The organism is Pseudomonas sp. BIGb0278, from assembly GCF_024809895.1.
Lineage (GTDB): Bacteria > Pseudomonadota > Gammaproteobacteria > Pseudomonadales > Pseudomonadaceae > Aquipseudomonas > Aquipseudomonas shirazensis.
Window position 1 is genome coordinate 146,513 of sequence record NZ_JANUEL010000005.1, and the last position, 15,670, is coordinate 162,182.

General features: G+C 63.9%; 12 protein-coding genes. 4 read left to right on the top strand and 8 right to left on the bottom strand.

Annotated elements, in window-relative coordinates; translation table 11 throughout:
- The first annotated feature begins 45 nt into the window (after positions 1–45).
- On the top strand, positions 46–612 hold the full coding sequence (nudE, locus tag M2396_RS17795) for an ADP compounds hydrolase NudE (protein WP_259076735.1): 567 nt from the start codon (positions 46–48) through the stop codon (positions 610–612).
- The gene (gene cysQ, locus M2396_RS17800) at positions 609–1,436 is read left to right on the top strand and encodes a 3'(2'),5'-bisphosphate nucleotidase CysQ (RefSeq protein WP_150573327.1); all 828 of its coding nucleotides are present in this window, start codon (positions 609–611) and stop codon (positions 1,434–1,436) included. Before nudE ends, cysQ begins: the two co-directional genes overlap by 4 nt.
- Here cysQ and M2396_RS17805 read toward each other — a convergent pair.
- Genes M2396_RS17805 through rfbB form a run of 7 tightly spaced genes read right to left on the bottom strand, consistent with a single transcriptional unit; the run spans position 1,425 to position 8,496 of the window.
- Positions 1,425–1,880: a thioesterase domain-containing protein gene (locus M2396_RS17805; RefSeq protein ID WP_259076740.1), complete on the bottom strand. Its 456-nt coding sequence runs from the start codon at positions 1,878–1,880 to the stop codon at positions 1,425–1,427. The genes cysQ and M2396_RS17805 overlap by 12 nt on opposite strands.
- Positions 1,877–3,289, bottom strand: a complete 1,413-nt coding sequence (locus M2396_RS17810) for a sigma-54 dependent transcriptional regulator (RefSeq protein WP_259076743.1) — start codon at positions 3,287–3,289, stop codon at positions 1,877–1,879. Before M2396_RS17810 ends, M2396_RS17805 begins: the two co-directional genes overlap by 4 nt.
- Entirely contained in the window at positions 3,286–5,100 is a 1,815-nt protein-coding gene (locus M2396_RS17815; RefSeq protein ID WP_188036830.1) for an ATP-binding protein, read from the bottom strand. Before M2396_RS17815 ends, M2396_RS17810 begins: the two co-directional genes overlap by 4 nt.
- A 39-nt stretch (positions 5,101–5,139) precedes the next feature.
- Positions 5,140–6,000, bottom strand: a complete 861-nt coding sequence (rfbD, locus tag M2396_RS17820; RefSeq protein ID WP_259077224.1) for a dTDP-4-dehydrorhamnose reductase — start codon at positions 5,998–6,000, stop codon at positions 5,140–5,142.
- Positions 6,001–6,005: 5 nt separating this feature from the next.
- On the bottom strand, positions 6,006–6,545 hold the full coding sequence (rfbC, locus tag M2396_RS17825; protein WP_150570501.1) for a dTDP-4-dehydrorhamnose 3,5-epimerase: 540 nt from the start codon (positions 6,543–6,545) through the stop codon (positions 6,006–6,008).
- Entirely contained in the window at positions 6,542–7,417 is an 876-nt protein-coding gene (gene rfbA / locus M2396_RS17830) for a glucose-1-phosphate thymidylyltransferase RfbA (protein WP_101322531.1), read from the bottom strand. Before rfbA ends, rfbC begins: the two co-directional genes overlap by 4 nt.
- The gene (gene rfbB, locus M2396_RS17835; protein ID WP_259076750.1) at positions 7,414–8,496 is read right to left on the bottom strand and encodes a dTDP-glucose 4,6-dehydratase; all 1,083 of its coding nucleotides are present in this window, start codon (positions 8,494–8,496) and stop codon (positions 7,414–7,416) included. The genes rfbA and rfbB overlap by 4 nt, the downstream gene beginning before the upstream one ends.
- A 178-nt stretch (positions 8,497–8,674) precedes the next feature.
- Here rfbB and M2396_RS17840 point away from each other — a divergent pair, with 178 nt between their 5' ends.
- Both M2396_RS17840 and aguA read left to right on the top strand, forming a co-directional pair.
- On the top strand, positions 8,675–11,575 hold the full coding sequence (locus M2396_RS17840; protein ID WP_259076751.1) for an aminotransferase: 2,901 nt from the start codon (positions 8,675–8,677) through the stop codon (positions 11,573–11,575).
- A gap of 176 nt (positions 11,576–11,751) precedes the next feature.
- Positions 11,752–12,858, top strand: coding sequence for an agmatine deiminase (aguA, locus tag M2396_RS17845; protein ID WP_101322529.1), 1,107 nt, complete (start codon positions 11,752–11,754; stop codon positions 12,856–12,858).
- Positions 12,859–13,314: 456 nt separating this feature from the next.
- Here aguA and M2396_RS17855 read toward each other — a convergent pair whose 3' ends face one another.
- Entirely contained in the window at positions 13,315–15,417 is a 2,103-nt protein-coding gene (locus tag M2396_RS17855) for a TonB-dependent siderophore receptor (protein WP_259076754.1), read from the bottom strand.
- Positions 15,418–15,670 lie beyond the last annotated feature (253 nt).

Genomic DNA, 15,670 nt, shown 5'->3' on the forward strand with positions numbered 1-15,670 from the left:
GGCTAGCCACGGTATAGTAACCCGTTCACGCCAAGGAGCTGCCCCATGCGCCAGAAACCCACCGTCCTCAGCCGCGAAATCGTCGCCAATAGCCGTTTGTTCCGGGTCGAATCCGTCGAGCTGCGCTTTTCCAACGGTGTCGAGCGGACCTACGAACGGTTGGTCGGGCGCGGTAATGGCTATGGCGCGGTGATGATCGTGGCGATGCTCGACGCCGAGCATGCAGTGCTGGTCGAGGAATACTGCGGCGGCACCGACGAATACGAGCTGTCGCTGCCCAAGGGCCTGATCGAGCCGGGCGAGGATGTGCTGGCGGCGGCCAACCGCGAGCTCAAGGAAGAAGCCGGTTTTGGCGCACGCCAGCTGGAACATTTGACCGAGCTGTCGCTGTCGCCGGGCTACATGAGCCAGAAGATCCAGGTGGTGCTGGCGACCGACCTCTTTGAGGAACGCCTCGAAGGCGACGAGCCGGAGCCGATGGGTGTCGACAAGGTAAACCTGCGCGAGCTGTCGGCCCTGGCCATGCACCCGCAGTTCAGCGAAGGCCGCGCCCTGGCGGCGCTGTACCTGGTACGGGACATGCTCACCCAACGCGGGTTGCTCAGCATATGAACGATCAACAACTGATGCACGAAGTGGTCAAGCTGGCGCTGGCTGCCGGCGAAGCGATCCTGCCGCACTGGCGCGCTGATGTGGCGGTAATGTCCAAGGCGGATGATTCGCCGGTCACCGCTGCCGATCTGGCGGCCCATCACGTCATCGCTGCAGGCTTGCAGGCGCTGGCGCCGCAGATCCCGGTGCTGTCGGAAGAAGACTGCGACATTGCCCTCGCCGAACGCGCCGGCTGGAGCCGCTGGTGGCTGGTCGATCCGCTGGACGGGACCAAGGAATTCATTGCCGGCAGCGAAGAGTTCACTGTCAACATCGCCCTGATCGAGCAGGGCGAAGTGGTATTTGGCGTGGTCAGTATGCCGACCAACAACCGCTGCTATTTTGGTGGCCGCGAGCTGGGCGCCTGGCGCGCCGATCAGGACGCGCCAGCTGCGCCAATCCGGGTGCGCACTGCGCCGCCTGCTGACGCCCAATTCACGGTGGTCGCCAGCCGCCGTCACTCCAGCCCACAGCAGGAAGCGCTGCTGGCTGGCTTGAGCGGTGCAGTGGGTGAGCTGGACTTGGTCAGCGTCGGTAGCTCGCTGAAGTTCTGCCTGCTGGCAGAGGGTGAAGCCGATTGTTATCCGCGCCTGGCACCGACCTCACAGTGGGACACCGCTGCTGCACAAGGCGTGCTCGAAGGCGCTGGCGGTGAGGTGATCGGCCTGGACGGCCAGCCGTTCCGGTACCCGGCGCGGGAGTCGCTGCTCAACCCATTCTTCCTGGCCTTGCCCAGCGCCGCACCGTGGCGCCAGGCACTGATCAAGCTCGCTTCAGCGATGTAGCACGTACTGCCCGCTGAACGTGACGGCGGGCTCAGTACTGCCACTGTTGCTGACCACCGTGTCCAGCGTCAGGCGCGCTCGCCCTCGGCGCTGGTACATCGTCACGAAGCGCTCCCAGGCCTTGTCTTGCGGCGGCTGGCACCGGGCAACCGCGGCGCCGGTGACCGGCAGCGGATAGCTGATCCGGCCTTCCTGAATGACGATATGGCCGTCATCGATGCCCGCCTCGCGCAAGCGCAGGTGCAGCCAGCCCCAACCCACCAGCACCGCCGCGCAGTACAGGCTGCCGCCAAACATGGTGCTCTTGTGGTTGACGTTGGCCTCCAGCGGCAGCTGCAGTTGCAGGCACTGGTCTTGCCAGCTGAGCACTTGCAGGCCCATCTCGCGGGTCAACGGGATGTCGCTGTGCAGTACTTCTTCCAGATATCGGCGGTCGTCGCTCATGTACGCGAGTCCTCGTGATCGTCAGCGCCGCCGGCATGATCAGCAAAGCTCAGGCCGTGCTTGCGCAGCTTGTCGTGGAGGGTTTTGCGCGGTACGCCCAGCGCTTCGGCGAGGCTGCGCATGGAGCTGTGTGGCTGGGTCAGTTCGGCGGCAATCAGCGAGCGTTCAAACTGCTCGACCTGATCGCTGAGGTTGCCGCTGAGCAGCGGCGCGGCGCTGGCCGTGGCGGGCGGCTGCTGGCCGTCGAGGGCCAGTTCCAGGCCGAGGGCAAAGCGTTCCGCGGCGTTTTGCAGCTCGCGGACGTTACCCGGCCAGTCATGGCGCAGCAGCAGTGCCCGTTGCGCCGGTTGCAGGCTGTGCGGGGCGAGGCCGTGGCGCTGGCTGGCGGCATCGGCGAAGTGCTGGAACAACACCAGGATATCGTCGCCGCGCTCGCGTAGTGCAGGGATGCGCAGCGGTGCGACGTTCAGGCGGTAATACAGGTCAGCACGGAACCGGCCCTGGTCAGCAGCCTGGCGCAGGTCTTCCTTGGTGGCGGCGATCACGCGGATATCCAGCGGGATCAGCTGATTGCCGCCCAGGCGTTCGACCACCCGCTCCTGCAGCATGCGCAGCAGTTTCACCTGCACATCCAGGCTCATGCTCTCGATCTCGTCGAGGAACAGCGTGCCGCCATTGGCGAATTCGAACTTGCCGATGCGGCGCTTCTGCGCGCCGGTGAACGCGCCGGGCTCGTGGCCGAACAGCTCGCTCTCGACCACTGACTCTGCCAGGGCGCCGGCGTTGATTGCCACAAACGGGCCATCGCGGCGGCTCGACAGATCATGCAGGGCGCGGGCGACGACCTCTTTGCCGGCACCGGTCTCACCGAGAATCAGCACATCGGCGCGGGTGCCGGCGAGGGCGCCGATCTGGTCGCGCAGGCGCTGCATCGACGGCGACTGGCCCACCAGGCGGGTCGACAGTTGCTGGCGATCACTCAAGGCCAGACGCAGGCTGCGGTTGTCCAGCACCAACCGGCGCAGAGCCAGGGCGCGGCGCACGCTGTCGAGCAGGGCGTCGCTGGCGAAGGGTTTTTCAAGGAAGTCGTAAGCCCCGGCGCGCATCGCCTGCACCGCCAGCGGCACGTCGCCGTGGCCGGTGATCAGCAGCACCGGCAGCTCCTGATCGCGGCCACGCAGGTGCTCGAGCAGTTGCAGGCCGTCGATCCCGGGCATGCGGATATCGCTGACGACGACGCCCGGCCAGTCTGGCTCGATGCGCTCGGCCAGGCCCTGGGCATCGGCCAGGGTGACTACCTTGAGCCCGGCCAGGTCGAGGGTCTGGCCCAGGGCCTGACGCAGGTGCGGATCATCGTCGACCAGGATCACCTGGGTACGGCTGTCGATCAGTGTCGTCTCGGGCGTCATGCCGAGGGGTCCTCCGAAGTGGGCAGGGTCGCGCCGGGCTTGGCCACGCGCATGCGCAAGGTCAGCAGGGCGCCACCTTCAGGGTGGTTGCCGAGCAGCAGTTCACCGTCCAGCGCGAGCATCAGGCTCTCGCAGATCGCCAGGCCCAGGCCGAGGCCTTGGGTGCGGGTCTTGGTGGTGAAGAACGGCTCCTTGGCGCGCTCCAGCGCCTGGCGGGTAAAGCCTGGGCCGTTGTCGCGAATGTACAGATAGACGTGCTCGTCGCGCCGTTCGGCACTCAGCCACAGCTTGCGCGGGTTGGCTTTTTCGGTGAGCGCATCGAGGGCGTTGGCAAGCAGGTTGCCGAGCACCTGGCGCAGGCGCGTTTCGCCGGCCTGAACCCACAGCGGCGCGTCCGGCAGGTCGCGAACCAGCTCCACCGCCATCGCCCGGCGACGCTTGGCCAGCAGGGCCAGGGCGTCGTCCAGCGCCGGTTGCAGGGCGACGCTTTCCGGCGCATGGCGATCACGCCGGGCAAAGGCGCGCAGGTGGGCGATGATCGAGGCCATGCGCCCGGTCAGCTCGCCGATCAGCTTGAGGTTGCCGCGGGCGTCTTCGGTACGTTCATGGTCGAGCAGCACTTCGGCGTTTTCGGCGTAGCTGCGGATCGCCGCCAGCGGCTGGTTGAGCTCGTGGCTGATGCTTGCCGACATGGTGCCGAGCACCGACAGCTTGCCGGCCTGGACCAACTCGTCCTGAGCGCGGACCAGTTCCTGCTGGGCGCTCTCGCGCTCGAGCACGGCGCTTTTCAGCAGGGTATTAAGGCCTTCGAGGTCGGCGGTCCGCGCCACCACGCGGTTTTCCAGGTCTTGCCGGCCGCGGGCTTCGAGGTCGATGCGGTCGATATAGTGGCGCCGGCGCTGCATCACCAAACCGGTCAGCAGGATCAACACCAGCAGTGCGCCGGCGCCAATTGCCATGACCGTCTGCACCGAGCGGTCGATGAGGATGTGCGGGGCAAGGATGCTCACCTGCCAGCCGGTTTCCTTGATGTCGCGGGTCTGGATCAGCCAGGCCTCGGGGTTGAGGTTCAGCGGCTGCGGTGCCTGGGTCGGGTAGGGCTGGATGGCGAGCATCGCCGAGCGCTCCGCCGGAGTCAGCGGGCGGGTGGCACGGAAGCGCCAGTCCGGGCGCGAGGTCAGCACCACTACGCCGTTCTGATCGGTCAGCAGCAGTTGCTCGGGGGTATTGCCCCAGAGCGTTTCGGTGTGGTCAAGGTCGACCTTGACCACCAGCACGCCGATCACCCGCTCGCCATCGCGCACCGCAGCCGCGAAGAAGTAGCCGCGCTTGGCTGAGGTCGTGCCTTGGCCAAAGAAGCGCCCCAGGCGGCCTTCCATGGCTTCGATGAAATACGGCCGGAAGGCGAAGTTACGACCGACGAAACTGTCGCGTTTATCCCAGTTGGAGCCGGCCAGGGTGTTGCCGCTGACGTCCATCAGGTACATCACCTCGGCCCCGGTCTGGCGGGTGATGTCCTTGAGCAGGCGGTTGGCGTTGGTGATTGCTTCGATCCTGAACGGATCGGCCAAGGCCTGGCGTAGCGCCGGCAGCTCGCCGAGGATCTGCGGCAAGGTTTCGTAGCGGTGCAGGGTGCCGAGCAGGTTGGCCACGTACAGGTCGAGGGTCTGGCGATTCTGCGAGGCGAGCTGGTCCTGGTAATAGCGTTCGGCCAGGTGATGCAGCGGCCACAGCAGCGGCGCCAGGCACACTGCCAGAAGGGCCAGGCTGCGCCAGCGGGGGCGTCGCGGGGAGGTCGGGGTGTGCATCATGTGCCAACTGCGCCAGAAAGAGTCTGGCGCAATTATGCGCTAGTTCAGGCAGTCGTTGAGCGCGTCCCGCCAATGCGCCTGGCTGACGTGCCACTGTTGCGCCAGAAGCGAGCAGTCCAGCCGCGAATTGGCTGGGCGCTGCGCTGGGGTTGGGTACTCACTGGAGCTGATCGGGATCAGCTCGGCGCAAGGCAGGCCGCGCGCCTTGAGCTGCGCGGCGATCGCCTCGGCAAAGCCGAACCACGAGGTTTCACCTTGGGCGCTCAGGTGGTAAGTGCCCCAGGCGCCCGCATCGCCGGCCTGCCAGCGCTCGAACAAGGCCAGGGTGCTGGCGGCAATGGTGCCGGCCCAGGTGGGCGCGCCGATCTGGTCGGCGACCACCCGCAGTTGCGGTTTCTCCTGCAACAGGCGTTGCATGGTCAGGAGGAAGTTGCGCCCGTGCTGCGAGTAGACCCAGCTGGTGCGCAGGATCAGGTGCTGGCCGCCAACAGCGGTGATCGCCTGTTCACCGGCCAGCTTGCTGCTGCCGTACACGCCCAAAGGGTTGGGCGCGTCGTACTCGGTGTAGGGCGTGGCTTTGCTGCCGTCGAAGACGTAATCGGTGGAGTAGTGGATCAACGGCACACCGAGCTGGGCGGCTTCTTCAGCCAGCACCTGCGGGGCTTGGGCATTGATCGCGAAAGCCAGCTCCGGCTCGCTTTCGGCCTGGTCGACGGCAGTGTGGGCAGCGGCGTTGATGATCAAGTCCGGAGCCAGCTCGCGCAGCGGCGTGCGCAGCTGTTCGGGACGGGCCAGATCGAGCCGATCGCGGCCCAGGGCGTGCACGTCAGCTCGGCCTTTGAATTGTGCCTGTAGGGCCTGGGCGACCTGACCGTTGTGGCCGCATATGAGAATCTTCAGTGGCTTCATGGGAACAGCTCACGAAAGCTCAGCCCTTGCTGGTCTTTGGCCGACAGCAACGGCGCTTCGACCAGCCCCCAGTCGATTGCCAGGTCCGGGTCGTCCCAGCGGATGCAGCGCTCGGCAGTCGGGTTGAAGTAGTCGGTGGTCTTGTAGAGGAAGTCGGCCGACTCGCTCAGCACCAAAAAGCCGTGGGCCAGGCCCGGTGGAATCCAGAACTGGCGATGGCTTTCGGCGCTCAACCGGGTGGCCACCCAGCGGCCAAACGTCGGCGAGTCAACGCGCACGTCTACCGCAACGTCGAGCACTTCGCCCTGGACCACGCGCACCAGTTTGCCTTGTGGGTTTTCCACTTGATAGTGCAAGCCGCGTAGCACGTTTTTTTGCGAGCGCGAGTGGTTGTCCTGAACGAAGTTGATGCTGACCCCGGTCTGCTCCTTGAAGGCGCGCTCATTGAAGCTTTCGAAGAAAAAGCCACGGCTGTCGCCAAACAGCTTTGGCTCGATGATCAATACATCAGGGATGTCGGTAGCGATGACGTTCATGGGTACTCTTCAGCCAGTTTGCGCAGGTACTGGCCGTAGCCGGTTTTCTTCAAGCCTTCAGCCTTGGCCAGCAGTTGCTCACGGCAGATCCAGCCCTTCTGGAAGGCGATTTCTTCCAGGCAGGCGACCTTCAGGCCTTGGCGGTTTTCGATGGTCTGCACATATTGCGACGCTTCCAGCAGGCTCTCGTGGGTGCCGGTGTCGAGCCAGGCGAAACCACGGCCAAAGCGCTCGACGCGCAGGTCGCCGCGTTGCAGGTAGGCATTGGTGATGTCGGTGATTTCCAGCTCGCCGCGTGCCGAGGGGCGCACGGCCTTGGCGATCTCGACCACATCGTTGTCGTAGAAATACAGGCCGGTGACGGCGTAGTTGGACTTGGCCACAGCGGGTTTTTCTTCGATCGACAGGGCGCGGCCCTGCTCGTCGAACTCGACTACGCCAAAGCGCTCCGGATCTTTCACCAGGTAGCCGAACACCGTTGCTCCGGACGGCTGGCTGACTGCGCGCAGCAGCTGCTCGCTGAAGCCTTGGCCGTGGAAGATGTTGTCGCCGAGGATCAGGCACACCGGGTCTTTGCCGATGAATTCTTCGCCGATAATGAACGCCTGGGCGAGGCCATCCGGCGAAGGCTGCTCGGCATAGCTCAGGTGGATGCCGAACTGGCTGCCGTCGCCGAACAGCTGGCGGTACTGCGGCAAGTCCTGCGGGGTGGAAATCAGCAGGATGTCGCGGATGCCGGCGAGCATCAGTACCGAGATCGGGTAGTAGATCATCGGTTTGTCGTAGATCGGCAGCAGCTGCTTGGACACGCCGAGGGTGATCGGGTGCAGGCGGGTGCCGGAGCCGCCCGCCAGGACAATGCCTTTGGTCATGAGATCAGATCCTTGAATTGGGTGTTGCCCAGCCGCTCGCCCTGGTAACTGCCATCCTGGACGTTACGGCACCACTCGCGGTTGTCGAGGTACCACTGCACGGTCTTGCGCAGGCCGCTGGCGAAGGTCTCGGCCGGCACCCAGTCGAGTTCGCGCTCGATCTTGCTGGCGTCGATGGCATAGCGCAGGTCGTGGCCTGGGCGGTCCTGGACAAAGGTGATCAAGTCGGCGTACTGGCTGACCCCGGCCGGATGCTGGGGTGCCAGCTCATCGAGCAGGGCGCAGATGGCGCGGACCACGTCGAGGTTGGTCTGCTCGTTGTGGCCACCGATGTTGTAGGTCTCGCCGACCTGACCCTGGCTGACCACGGTGAGCAAGGCGCGGGCATGATCCTCGACAAACAGCCAGTCGCGCACTTGCTGGCCGTTGCCATATACCGGCAGCGGCTTGCCGGCGAGGGCGTTGAGGATCACCAGTGGAATCAGTTTTTCCGGGAAGTGATACGGGCCGTAGTTGTTCGAGCAGTTGGTCAGCAGCACCGGCAGGCCATAGGTACGCTGCCAGGCGCGGACCAAGTGGTCGGACGCCGCCTTGCTGGCCGAATAGGGCGAGCTGGGCGCGTAGGGGGTGGTTTCGGTGAACAGGTCATCGACACCGTGCAGGTCGCCGTAGACCTCGTCGGTAGAAATGTGATGAAAGCGAAACGCTTCGCGCCGCGCCGCCGGCAGCTTGCTCCACCAGGCGCGGGTGGCCTCGAGCAGAGCGTAGGTGCCAACGATGTTGGTCTGGATGAACGCTGCCGGGCCGTCAATCGAACGGTCCACGTGCGACTCGGCCGCCAGGTGCATGATCGCGTCTGGCTGGAACCGCTCGAGCACGGCGCTGACCAGCGGCTGGTCGGCGATATCGGCCTGGACGAACTCGTAACGGGTGTTGCTGGCGATCGGCTGCAACGACTCAAGGTTGCCGGCGTAGGTCAGCTTGTCGAGGTTGAGCACATCGTGTTCGGTGTGGGTGATCAGGTGGCGGATCAGCGCCGAGCCGATAAAGCCGGCACCGCCGGTGACGAGTATGCGCATCAGTCTGCCTCTGTAAAACCGGTTGACGTCGGATGGAGCGTAGCTTGTCGATTGCCGCCGGTACTGACAAGCGCATTGATTTGCGCAGCTGTTCTGTCGGCTTGTTTGCAGCTGCCCCTTGTATATCGGCCGCAGCAGTGGCGATATAAGCGACAAAAAAACCGAGGTCACACGCAAAATGCCCCTCAGCACCCTGATTCAGCGTTCCAGCCAGCCAAGCCCTTCGCTCAGCGAAGCGCAGGCACATGCTTTGCTCAGGGCGCATTTTGACCTCGACGGCAACCTGCAGGCGCTGGGCAGCCAACAGGACCTGAACCTGCGACTGGACAGCGACCAAGGCCGCTTCGTGCTCAAGGCCTGCCACGGCAGCTATGCCGAGATCGAGCTGCAGGCGCAGCATGCGGCGCTGGCCTATCTGGCCGAGCAGGGCGTGCCGGTGCCGGGTGTGCGCGCTGCGCGCAACGGCGAGACGCTGCTGGCGCTGGACGTCGACGGCCAGCCACTGCGCGTGCGCGTGCTCGAGTATATCGAAGGGCAATCGCTGACCCGCCTCAAGCATATGCCGGCCAGTTTGATGGCCGAGCTCGGCGCCTTGTGCGCGAAGGTTGACCTGGCCCTGGTCGACTTCGACCATCCGGGCCTTGCGCGCACCCTGCAGTGGGACCCGCAACATGCCCAGGCGTTGATCGAGCACCTGTTGCCGGTGCTGGGCGATACGCCGCGCCGCGCCCAGCTGCAGGCGGTGGTTGCGCAGGCAGTTGAGGTGTTGGCCAAGGTGCAGGCGCAACTGCCGAGCCAGGCGGTGCATCTGGATATCACCGATGACAATGTGGTCTGGCAGCGCGATGCCCAGCGCGAGTGGCAGTTGCAAGGTGTGATCGACTTTGGCGACCTGGTACGCACCTGGCGCATCGCTGACTTGTCGGTGACCTGTGCTGCGCTACTGCACCATGCCGAAGGTGATCCGCTGCGGATTCTGCCGGTGGTCAGCGCCTATCACGAGGTCAATCTGCTCAGCGAGGCCGAGTTGCTGGCGCTGTGGCCGCTGGTGTTGATGCGTGCTGCGGTGCTGGTGCTGAGCAGCGAGCAGCAACTGACGGTCGATCCGGACAATCAATACATCCGCGACAACATCGCCCACGAGTGGGAGATCTTCGAGACCGCCACCCGTGTGCCAGCAGCATTGATGGAAGCGGCGATTCTGCAAGCCGCTGGCCAGCAATTGCCGACGCTTGCATTGACCGACTGCGCACCTTTACTGCCGACGCTGGCAGGCCAGGCAGTCACCCGCGTCGACCTCGGCGTGCTCAGCAGGCACTGCGAGGCGGGCAACTGGCAGCAGCCTGGTTTTGATCAGGCTGTGCTGGCCGCCGAACCTGGCGTGGCTTGCAGCCTGCATGGGCAATATCGGCTGTCGCAAACCCACATCGACCGTCCCGACGAGCCGGCCACCTGTGCCCTCGGTGTCGAGCTGAAGCTACCTGAGGGCAGCCCGCTGCAAGCGCCGCATGCTGGTGTATGGCAGCGTGTGAGCGCCAACCACGGCTGCCTGCGCAGCGAGCATTTCAGCCTGTGGCTGCAAGGCTTGCAGAGCATGCCGGAGGATGGCCAAGCGCTGAATCTGGGTGAAGCGCTCGGCACTACTGGCAGCCTGCTCAGCGTGCAGCTGTGCCGCGATAGCAGCGTGCAGCCGCCGTTCTTCGCCACGCCTTCAGCGGCGGCCGCCTGGCTGGCGCTGTGCCCGTCACCGCAAGCCTTGCTGGGGTTTGCCTGCGACGCCGAGCCGCTGCCCGATGCGCAAGCGCTGCTGGCGCGCCGCGATGCCAGCTTCGCCCGCTCGCAGAAGCACTACTACGCACAGCCGCCGCATATCGAGCGCGGCTGGCGCAACTACCTGATCGACATGCAGGGCCGCTCGTACCTGGACATGCTCAACAACGTCGCCGTGCTTGGCCACGGCCACCCGCGCATGGCCGCCGAGTCGGCGCGGCAGTGGTCGCTGCTCAACACCAACTCGCGCTTCCACTACGCCGCTGTCGCGGAGTTCTCCGAGCGCTTGCTGGCGCTGGCGCCGGAAGGCTTTGATCGGGTGTTTCTGGTCAACAGCGGCACCGAGGCCAACGACCTCGCCATCCGCCTGGCCTGGGCCTACAGCGGCGGGCGTGACCTGATCAGCGTGCTGGAGGCTTATCACGGCTGGTCGGTGGCTACCGATGCGATTTCCACCTCGATTGCCGACAACCCGCAAGCGCTGCAAACCCGCCCGGAATGGGTGCATCCGGTGGAGGCGCCGAACACCTTCCGCGGTCGCTATCGCGGCGATGACAGCACTGCTGACTACCTGCGTGACGTCGATGCCAAGCTGGCCGACCTCGACGCCCGCGGCCGTCAGCTGGCGGGAATGATCTGCGAGCCGGTGTACGGCAACGCCGGCGGTATTTCGCTGCCGCCGGGCTACCTGCGCGAGGCCTACGCCAAGGTCCGTGCCCGTGGTGGGGTGTGCATCGCCGATGAGGTGCAGGTCGGTTATGGCCGCCTCGGTGATTACTTCTGGGGCTTCGAGCAACAGGGTGTTGCCCCGGACATCATCACCATGGCCAAAGGCATGGGCAACGGCCAGCCGCTGGGTGCGGTGATCACCCGTCGTGAGATCGCCGAGGCGCTGGAAGCCGAGGGTTACTTCTTCTCGTCCGCCGGCGGCAGCCCGGTCAGTTGCCGGATCGGCCTGGCCGTGCTCGACGTGATGCAGGAGGAGGGCCTGTGGGACAACACCCGCAAGGTCGGCGGCTACTTCAAGGCGCGCTTGCAGGCATTGGTCGATAAACATCCGCTGGCGGGTGCTACCCATGGCTCCGGTTTCTATCTGGGGCTGGAGCTGGTGCGTGATCGGCACACCCTTGAACCGGCCACTGAAGAAACCACTACCTTGTGCAATCGCCTGCGCGATCTGGGCATCTTCATGCAGCCAACCGGCGATTACCTGAACATTCTCAAGATCAAACCACCGATGTGCACCACCCGGGCCAGCGTCGATTACTTCGTCGATTGCGTGGATCGCATCCTGCAAGAAGGCCTTTAGCAGCGAACTGGGCCGTCTCAATACTCGATTGTTATCGGTTATTGAGTCGGCCCTTCGTCTGTATTTTCTTCTTCTTCACTATAATTACAGATAATTATCGGCTATAACTGCTCTCAGTGCATGCCGGGCTACCCTGTGCGCCCGCACATACCTCAACTGTAATGCAGAGGACACCGATGAAAACCCTCACCTCGACTCCCCGTGCCGATGGCTTCCATATGCCTGCCGAGTGGGCGCCACAGACCCAGGCCTGGATGATCTGGCCCGAGCGCCCGGACAACTGGCGCCTCGGTGGCAAGCCGGTGCAGGCGGCGCACGTGACCCTGGCCAAGGCAATCGCTCGCTTTGAGCCGGTGACGGTTGGGGTGTCTGCTGCTCAATACCAGAACGCCCGGCGCCAACTCGACCTGCCTAACATCCGCGTGGTCGAGCTGAGCAACGACGACGCCTGGGTGCGTGACACCGGCCCGACCTTCGTGATCAACGACCACGGCGAAGTGCGCGGTGTCGATTGGGCTTTCAACGCCTGGGGCGGTTTTGATGGTGGCTTGTATGCACCGTGGAACCGTGACGAAGACGTCGCAACCAAAATTCTCGAAATGGAACGCTGCCAGCGTTATCAGACCGAAGGCTTCGTGCTTGAAGGCGGCTCGATCCACGTCGACGGTGAAGGCACGCTGATCACCACCGAAGAGTGCCTGCTCAACCGTAACCGCAACCCGCACCTGAGCCGCGAGCAGATCGAACAGATCCTGCGCGACCAGTTGGCGGTAGACACCATTGTCTGGCTGCCTGACGGCCTGTTCAACGACGAGACCGATGGCCACGTCGACAACTTCTGCTGTTACGTCGCCCCAGGTGAGGTGTTACTGGCCTGGACCGATGATTCCAACGACCCCAACTACGCGCGCTGCCACGCCGCATTGGAAGTGCTGGAAAACACCCGTGACGCCAAAGGCCGCACCTTTGTAGTGCACAAGATGCCGATCCCAGGCCCGCTCTACGCAACCGAAGAAGAGTGCGCAGGCGTCGACCAGGTGGCCGGTAGCCAGGAGCGCAGCCCTGCCGAGCGCCTGGCGGGCTCGTACGTGAACTTCCTGATCGTCAACGGCGGCATCATCGCGCCGAGCTTTGATGACCCGGCAGATGCCGAAGCTAGAGCCATCCTGGCGAAGATCTTCCCCAACCATGAGGTGGTGATGATCCCCGGACGCGAGCTGCTGCTCGGTGGCGGTAACATCCACTGCCTGACTCAGCAACAACCGGCGCCGCATAAGCGCTAACTCCCTGATAGAAGAGAAGCCCGTCGATTGACGGGCTTTTTTTATGCGCGGCCGACGGCAGACGCGGTAAATGGCACACCTCTTGTATCGTTTCCCATTGTGTTTCAAGCAGATAGGTTTAAACCGATCTGTCACAAACTCAACGTAAGTTAGCCGCTCACGGGCCCAGGGAGTACGTGTTGAAATGAATGCAGCAAGTGAGTCGGTTTTGCACCCATCGGCAGTAAATCACCAATCGCTCAAAATGCTGACGCAGTGGTTGAAGCACCATGGAAGCAAGCGGGTCAGGACGACCGATACCCGACGTCTGTTGCATGAGCGCTATCCACGAGGACTGATCAGCGATGCTGAGCTTGAGGCGCTGGTAGCCATCTGGCATTGAGCAGGCAGTGCTCCCGAGCTGTTGAACAAGAACGCCACCGCTGATTGCGGTGGCGTTTTTATTGGGCGAGTGAATCAGAAGTTGTAGGTGCCGGTCACGACCAGGCTGCGCGGGTCGCCCAGCTGGATCTGTGCGGCGCTGGTGGCGGAGGCGTAGTAAGTCTTGTCGGTCAGGTTGTTCAGTGCGGCGCGCACATCCCAGTCCGTGGTGCGCAGGCCGACCAGCGCGTCCCAGCGGCCATAGCCTGGCAGCAGGGTGGTGTTCTGGTTGTCGGCAAAGCGCTCGCCAACCATTGTCAGGCCGGTTTCGGCGTACCAGCCCAGTTGCGGTTTCCAGCTGATGAACAGACTGCCGTTGCGCTTGGCCACATCATTGATGCGGTTGCCTTGCTGGTTGCTGTTGTCCTTGACGATGGTCGCATCCTGAAGGCCGATGCCACCGCGCACATACCAGTTGCCAACGATGTTGCCGGTCGCGGTCAGCTCGATGCCGCGTGAGCGTTGCAGGCCGCTGAGCAGGAACAGTTCAGGGTTATCGGCATCGCGGGTACGACGGTTGTACAGCTCCAGTTCATAGATGGCCAGGGTGGTGCTCAGGCGCTCGTCGAACCAGTCGCTCTTGACCCCGATTTCCTTCTGCCGGCTCAGCTCAGGGTCGGTTTTGTTGGTATTGCCGGCGGCGCCCGGCGTGATACCGATCAGGCCACCGCCGACTGGCGAGAAGGTCTTGCTCCACGAGGCGTAGAACGAGTGCTCGCGCCACGGTGAGTACACCACGCCGATGCGCGGGCTGGTGCTGGTGCTGGTTTGCGGCTCGCTGGCGCTGTTAAGGCGGTTGGTGGTCTCGACCTCGAAGCGGTCAAAGCGCAGTCCCGCCAGAATCTGCCATTGCTCGTTCAGGCGGATCTGGTCTTGCAGGTACAGGCCGCGGCTGTCGACCACGGTGTGGTTGTTGCTCGACACGCGCATGCGGCCGTTGTGTTGCAGGCTGCGATCAGGGTTGTCCAGGTCAAGGCTCGGCACCGCTGTGCCGCCTTGGTTGGTCGGCAAGGCGTTGCGCAACAGCGGGTCGCGGCGCTGGTGGCCCAGCTCCAGGCCGACCATCACGGTGTGGTGCAGGCCCCAAGTGGCGAACTCGCCTTCGGCTTCAAGGTTGTTGAACAGGTTGCGAGTTTTCAGATCCTGCTGCCACCGCTGGCGAGTCACCGTGTTGCTGGCGGCGTTGTAGCCGGTGGCGTAGGTATTGTCGAACTGGCTGTCGAGCTGGAACAGGCCCAGCGTGTGGCGCAACTGCCAGTTGTCGCTGAGCTGATAGTTCAAGCGCGAGCGCAGCGACTGCGCCTGGTCATCGATGAAGTCGCGCTGGGTATCGCTGTAAGTCGTGCCCCGGTCGACGTCGGCCGGGCGGCCATTGACGCCGGGAATGCCGCGGTCCGGGGTGCGGTTGAAGCGGCTGTATTCGTACTGCACCAGCCAGTTCAGGTCTGGCGTCAGTTGCCAGCTCATCGACGGCGCGAACAGCTGGCGGTTGCCATCGACGCCATCGCGAAAGCTGTTGTAGTCGAGGTTGCCCATGTTCAAACGCAGGCTGATGGTGTCGCTTGGGTCGGCGCTGAGGTCGGCGTACAGGCTGCGCATATCTTCGCTGCCCGCCTGGGCTTCGATGCTCGAGCGCCGGCCATGCTCTGGCGCCTTGCTCACCCGGTTGACGATACCGCCCTGGCCGCCACGGCCATACAGCACCGCGGCCGGGCCCTTGAGCACCTCGACCCGCTCGATATTGTGCAGATCGCGTATGTATTGGCTGTCGTCGCGAATGCCGTCCAGATAGAAGTCGTTGCTGCTCTCGAAGCCGCGGATACGCACGCTGTCGAAACGCGTATCGGCACCGCTGCTGACGTTGGGGATGCCTTCCAGCGCCTTGCCCAGGTTGTTGCTGCCGTAATCCAGCAGGTTGCTGGTCTTCACCGTGTCGATGGCTTGCGGTACGTCGCGCACCGCTGTGGAGGTGCGAGTCGCAGTGCTGACTTCCTTGACCCGGGGGTTGTCCCGTTCACGCTCGCCATCGGCGGTGACCGAGAGCTCTGGCAGGGTAGTGGTGGCGGCAGTGGCAACGCCCGCGCTGCACAGCAGCGACAGGCTCAGGGACAGGGGCGAAAGGCGGCGAGGCACACGCATGACGGCATCCAAACAAGCAGTTAATGAAAAATGGATGCGGATGGTAATGCTTGCTATTAACGCCTGCTCGGGTAATTCGTAAAGCCCTGTCTTTGCATGTGTATCTCGATGTAACAGGGTCGGCGGCGCTGATCGCAGAGCCATTTATTGCTGTATGTAGGTTGAATTATCGCCTTGTGGGAAAAAATGCCCCACGCAAGGGCAGATACGCATTGAAATGCACTATTGCTAGGTGTTTTTTTGGTTATATACA

Coding starts and splice junctions, on each gene's coding strand:
- M2396_RS17805 (WP_259076740.1), bottom strand. CDS start 1,880: ATGAGCGACGACCGCCGATATCTGGAAGAAGTACTGCACAGCGACATC.
- aguA (WP_101322529.1), top strand. CDS start 11,752: ATGAAAACCCTCACCTCGACTCCCCGTGCCGATGGCTTCCATATGCCT.
- cysQ (WP_150573327.1), top strand. CDS start 609: ATGAACGATCAACAACTGATGCACGAAGTGGTCAAGCTGGCGCTGGCT.
- rfbA (WP_101322531.1), bottom strand. CDS start 7,417: ATGACCAAAGGCATTGTCCTGGCGGGCGGCTCCGGCACCCGCCTGCAC.
- rfbC (WP_150570501.1), bottom strand. CDS start 6,545: ATGAACGTCATCGCTACCGACATCCCTGATGTATTGATCATCGAGCCA.
- M2396_RS17855 (WP_259076754.1), bottom strand. CDS start 15,417: ATGCGTGTGCCTCGCCGCCTTTCGCCCCTGTCCCTGAGCCTGTCGCTG.
- M2396_RS17815 (WP_188036830.1), bottom strand. CDS start 5,100: ATGATGCACACCCCGACCTCCCCGCGACGCCCCCGCTGGCGCAGCCTG.
- M2396_RS17810 (WP_259076743.1), bottom strand. CDS start 3,289: ATGACGCCCGAGACGACACTGATCGACAGCCGTACCCAGGTGATCCTG.
- rfbB (WP_259076750.1), bottom strand. CDS start 8,496: ATGCGCATACTCGTCACCGGCGGTGCCGGCTTTATCGGCTCGGCGCTG.
- M2396_RS17840 (WP_259076751.1), top strand. CDS start 8,675: ATGCCCCTCAGCACCCTGATTCAGCGTTCCAGCCAGCCAAGCCCTTCG.
- nudE (WP_259076735.1), top strand. CDS start 46: ATGCGCCAGAAACCCACCGTCCTCAGCCGCGAAATCGTCGCCAATAGC.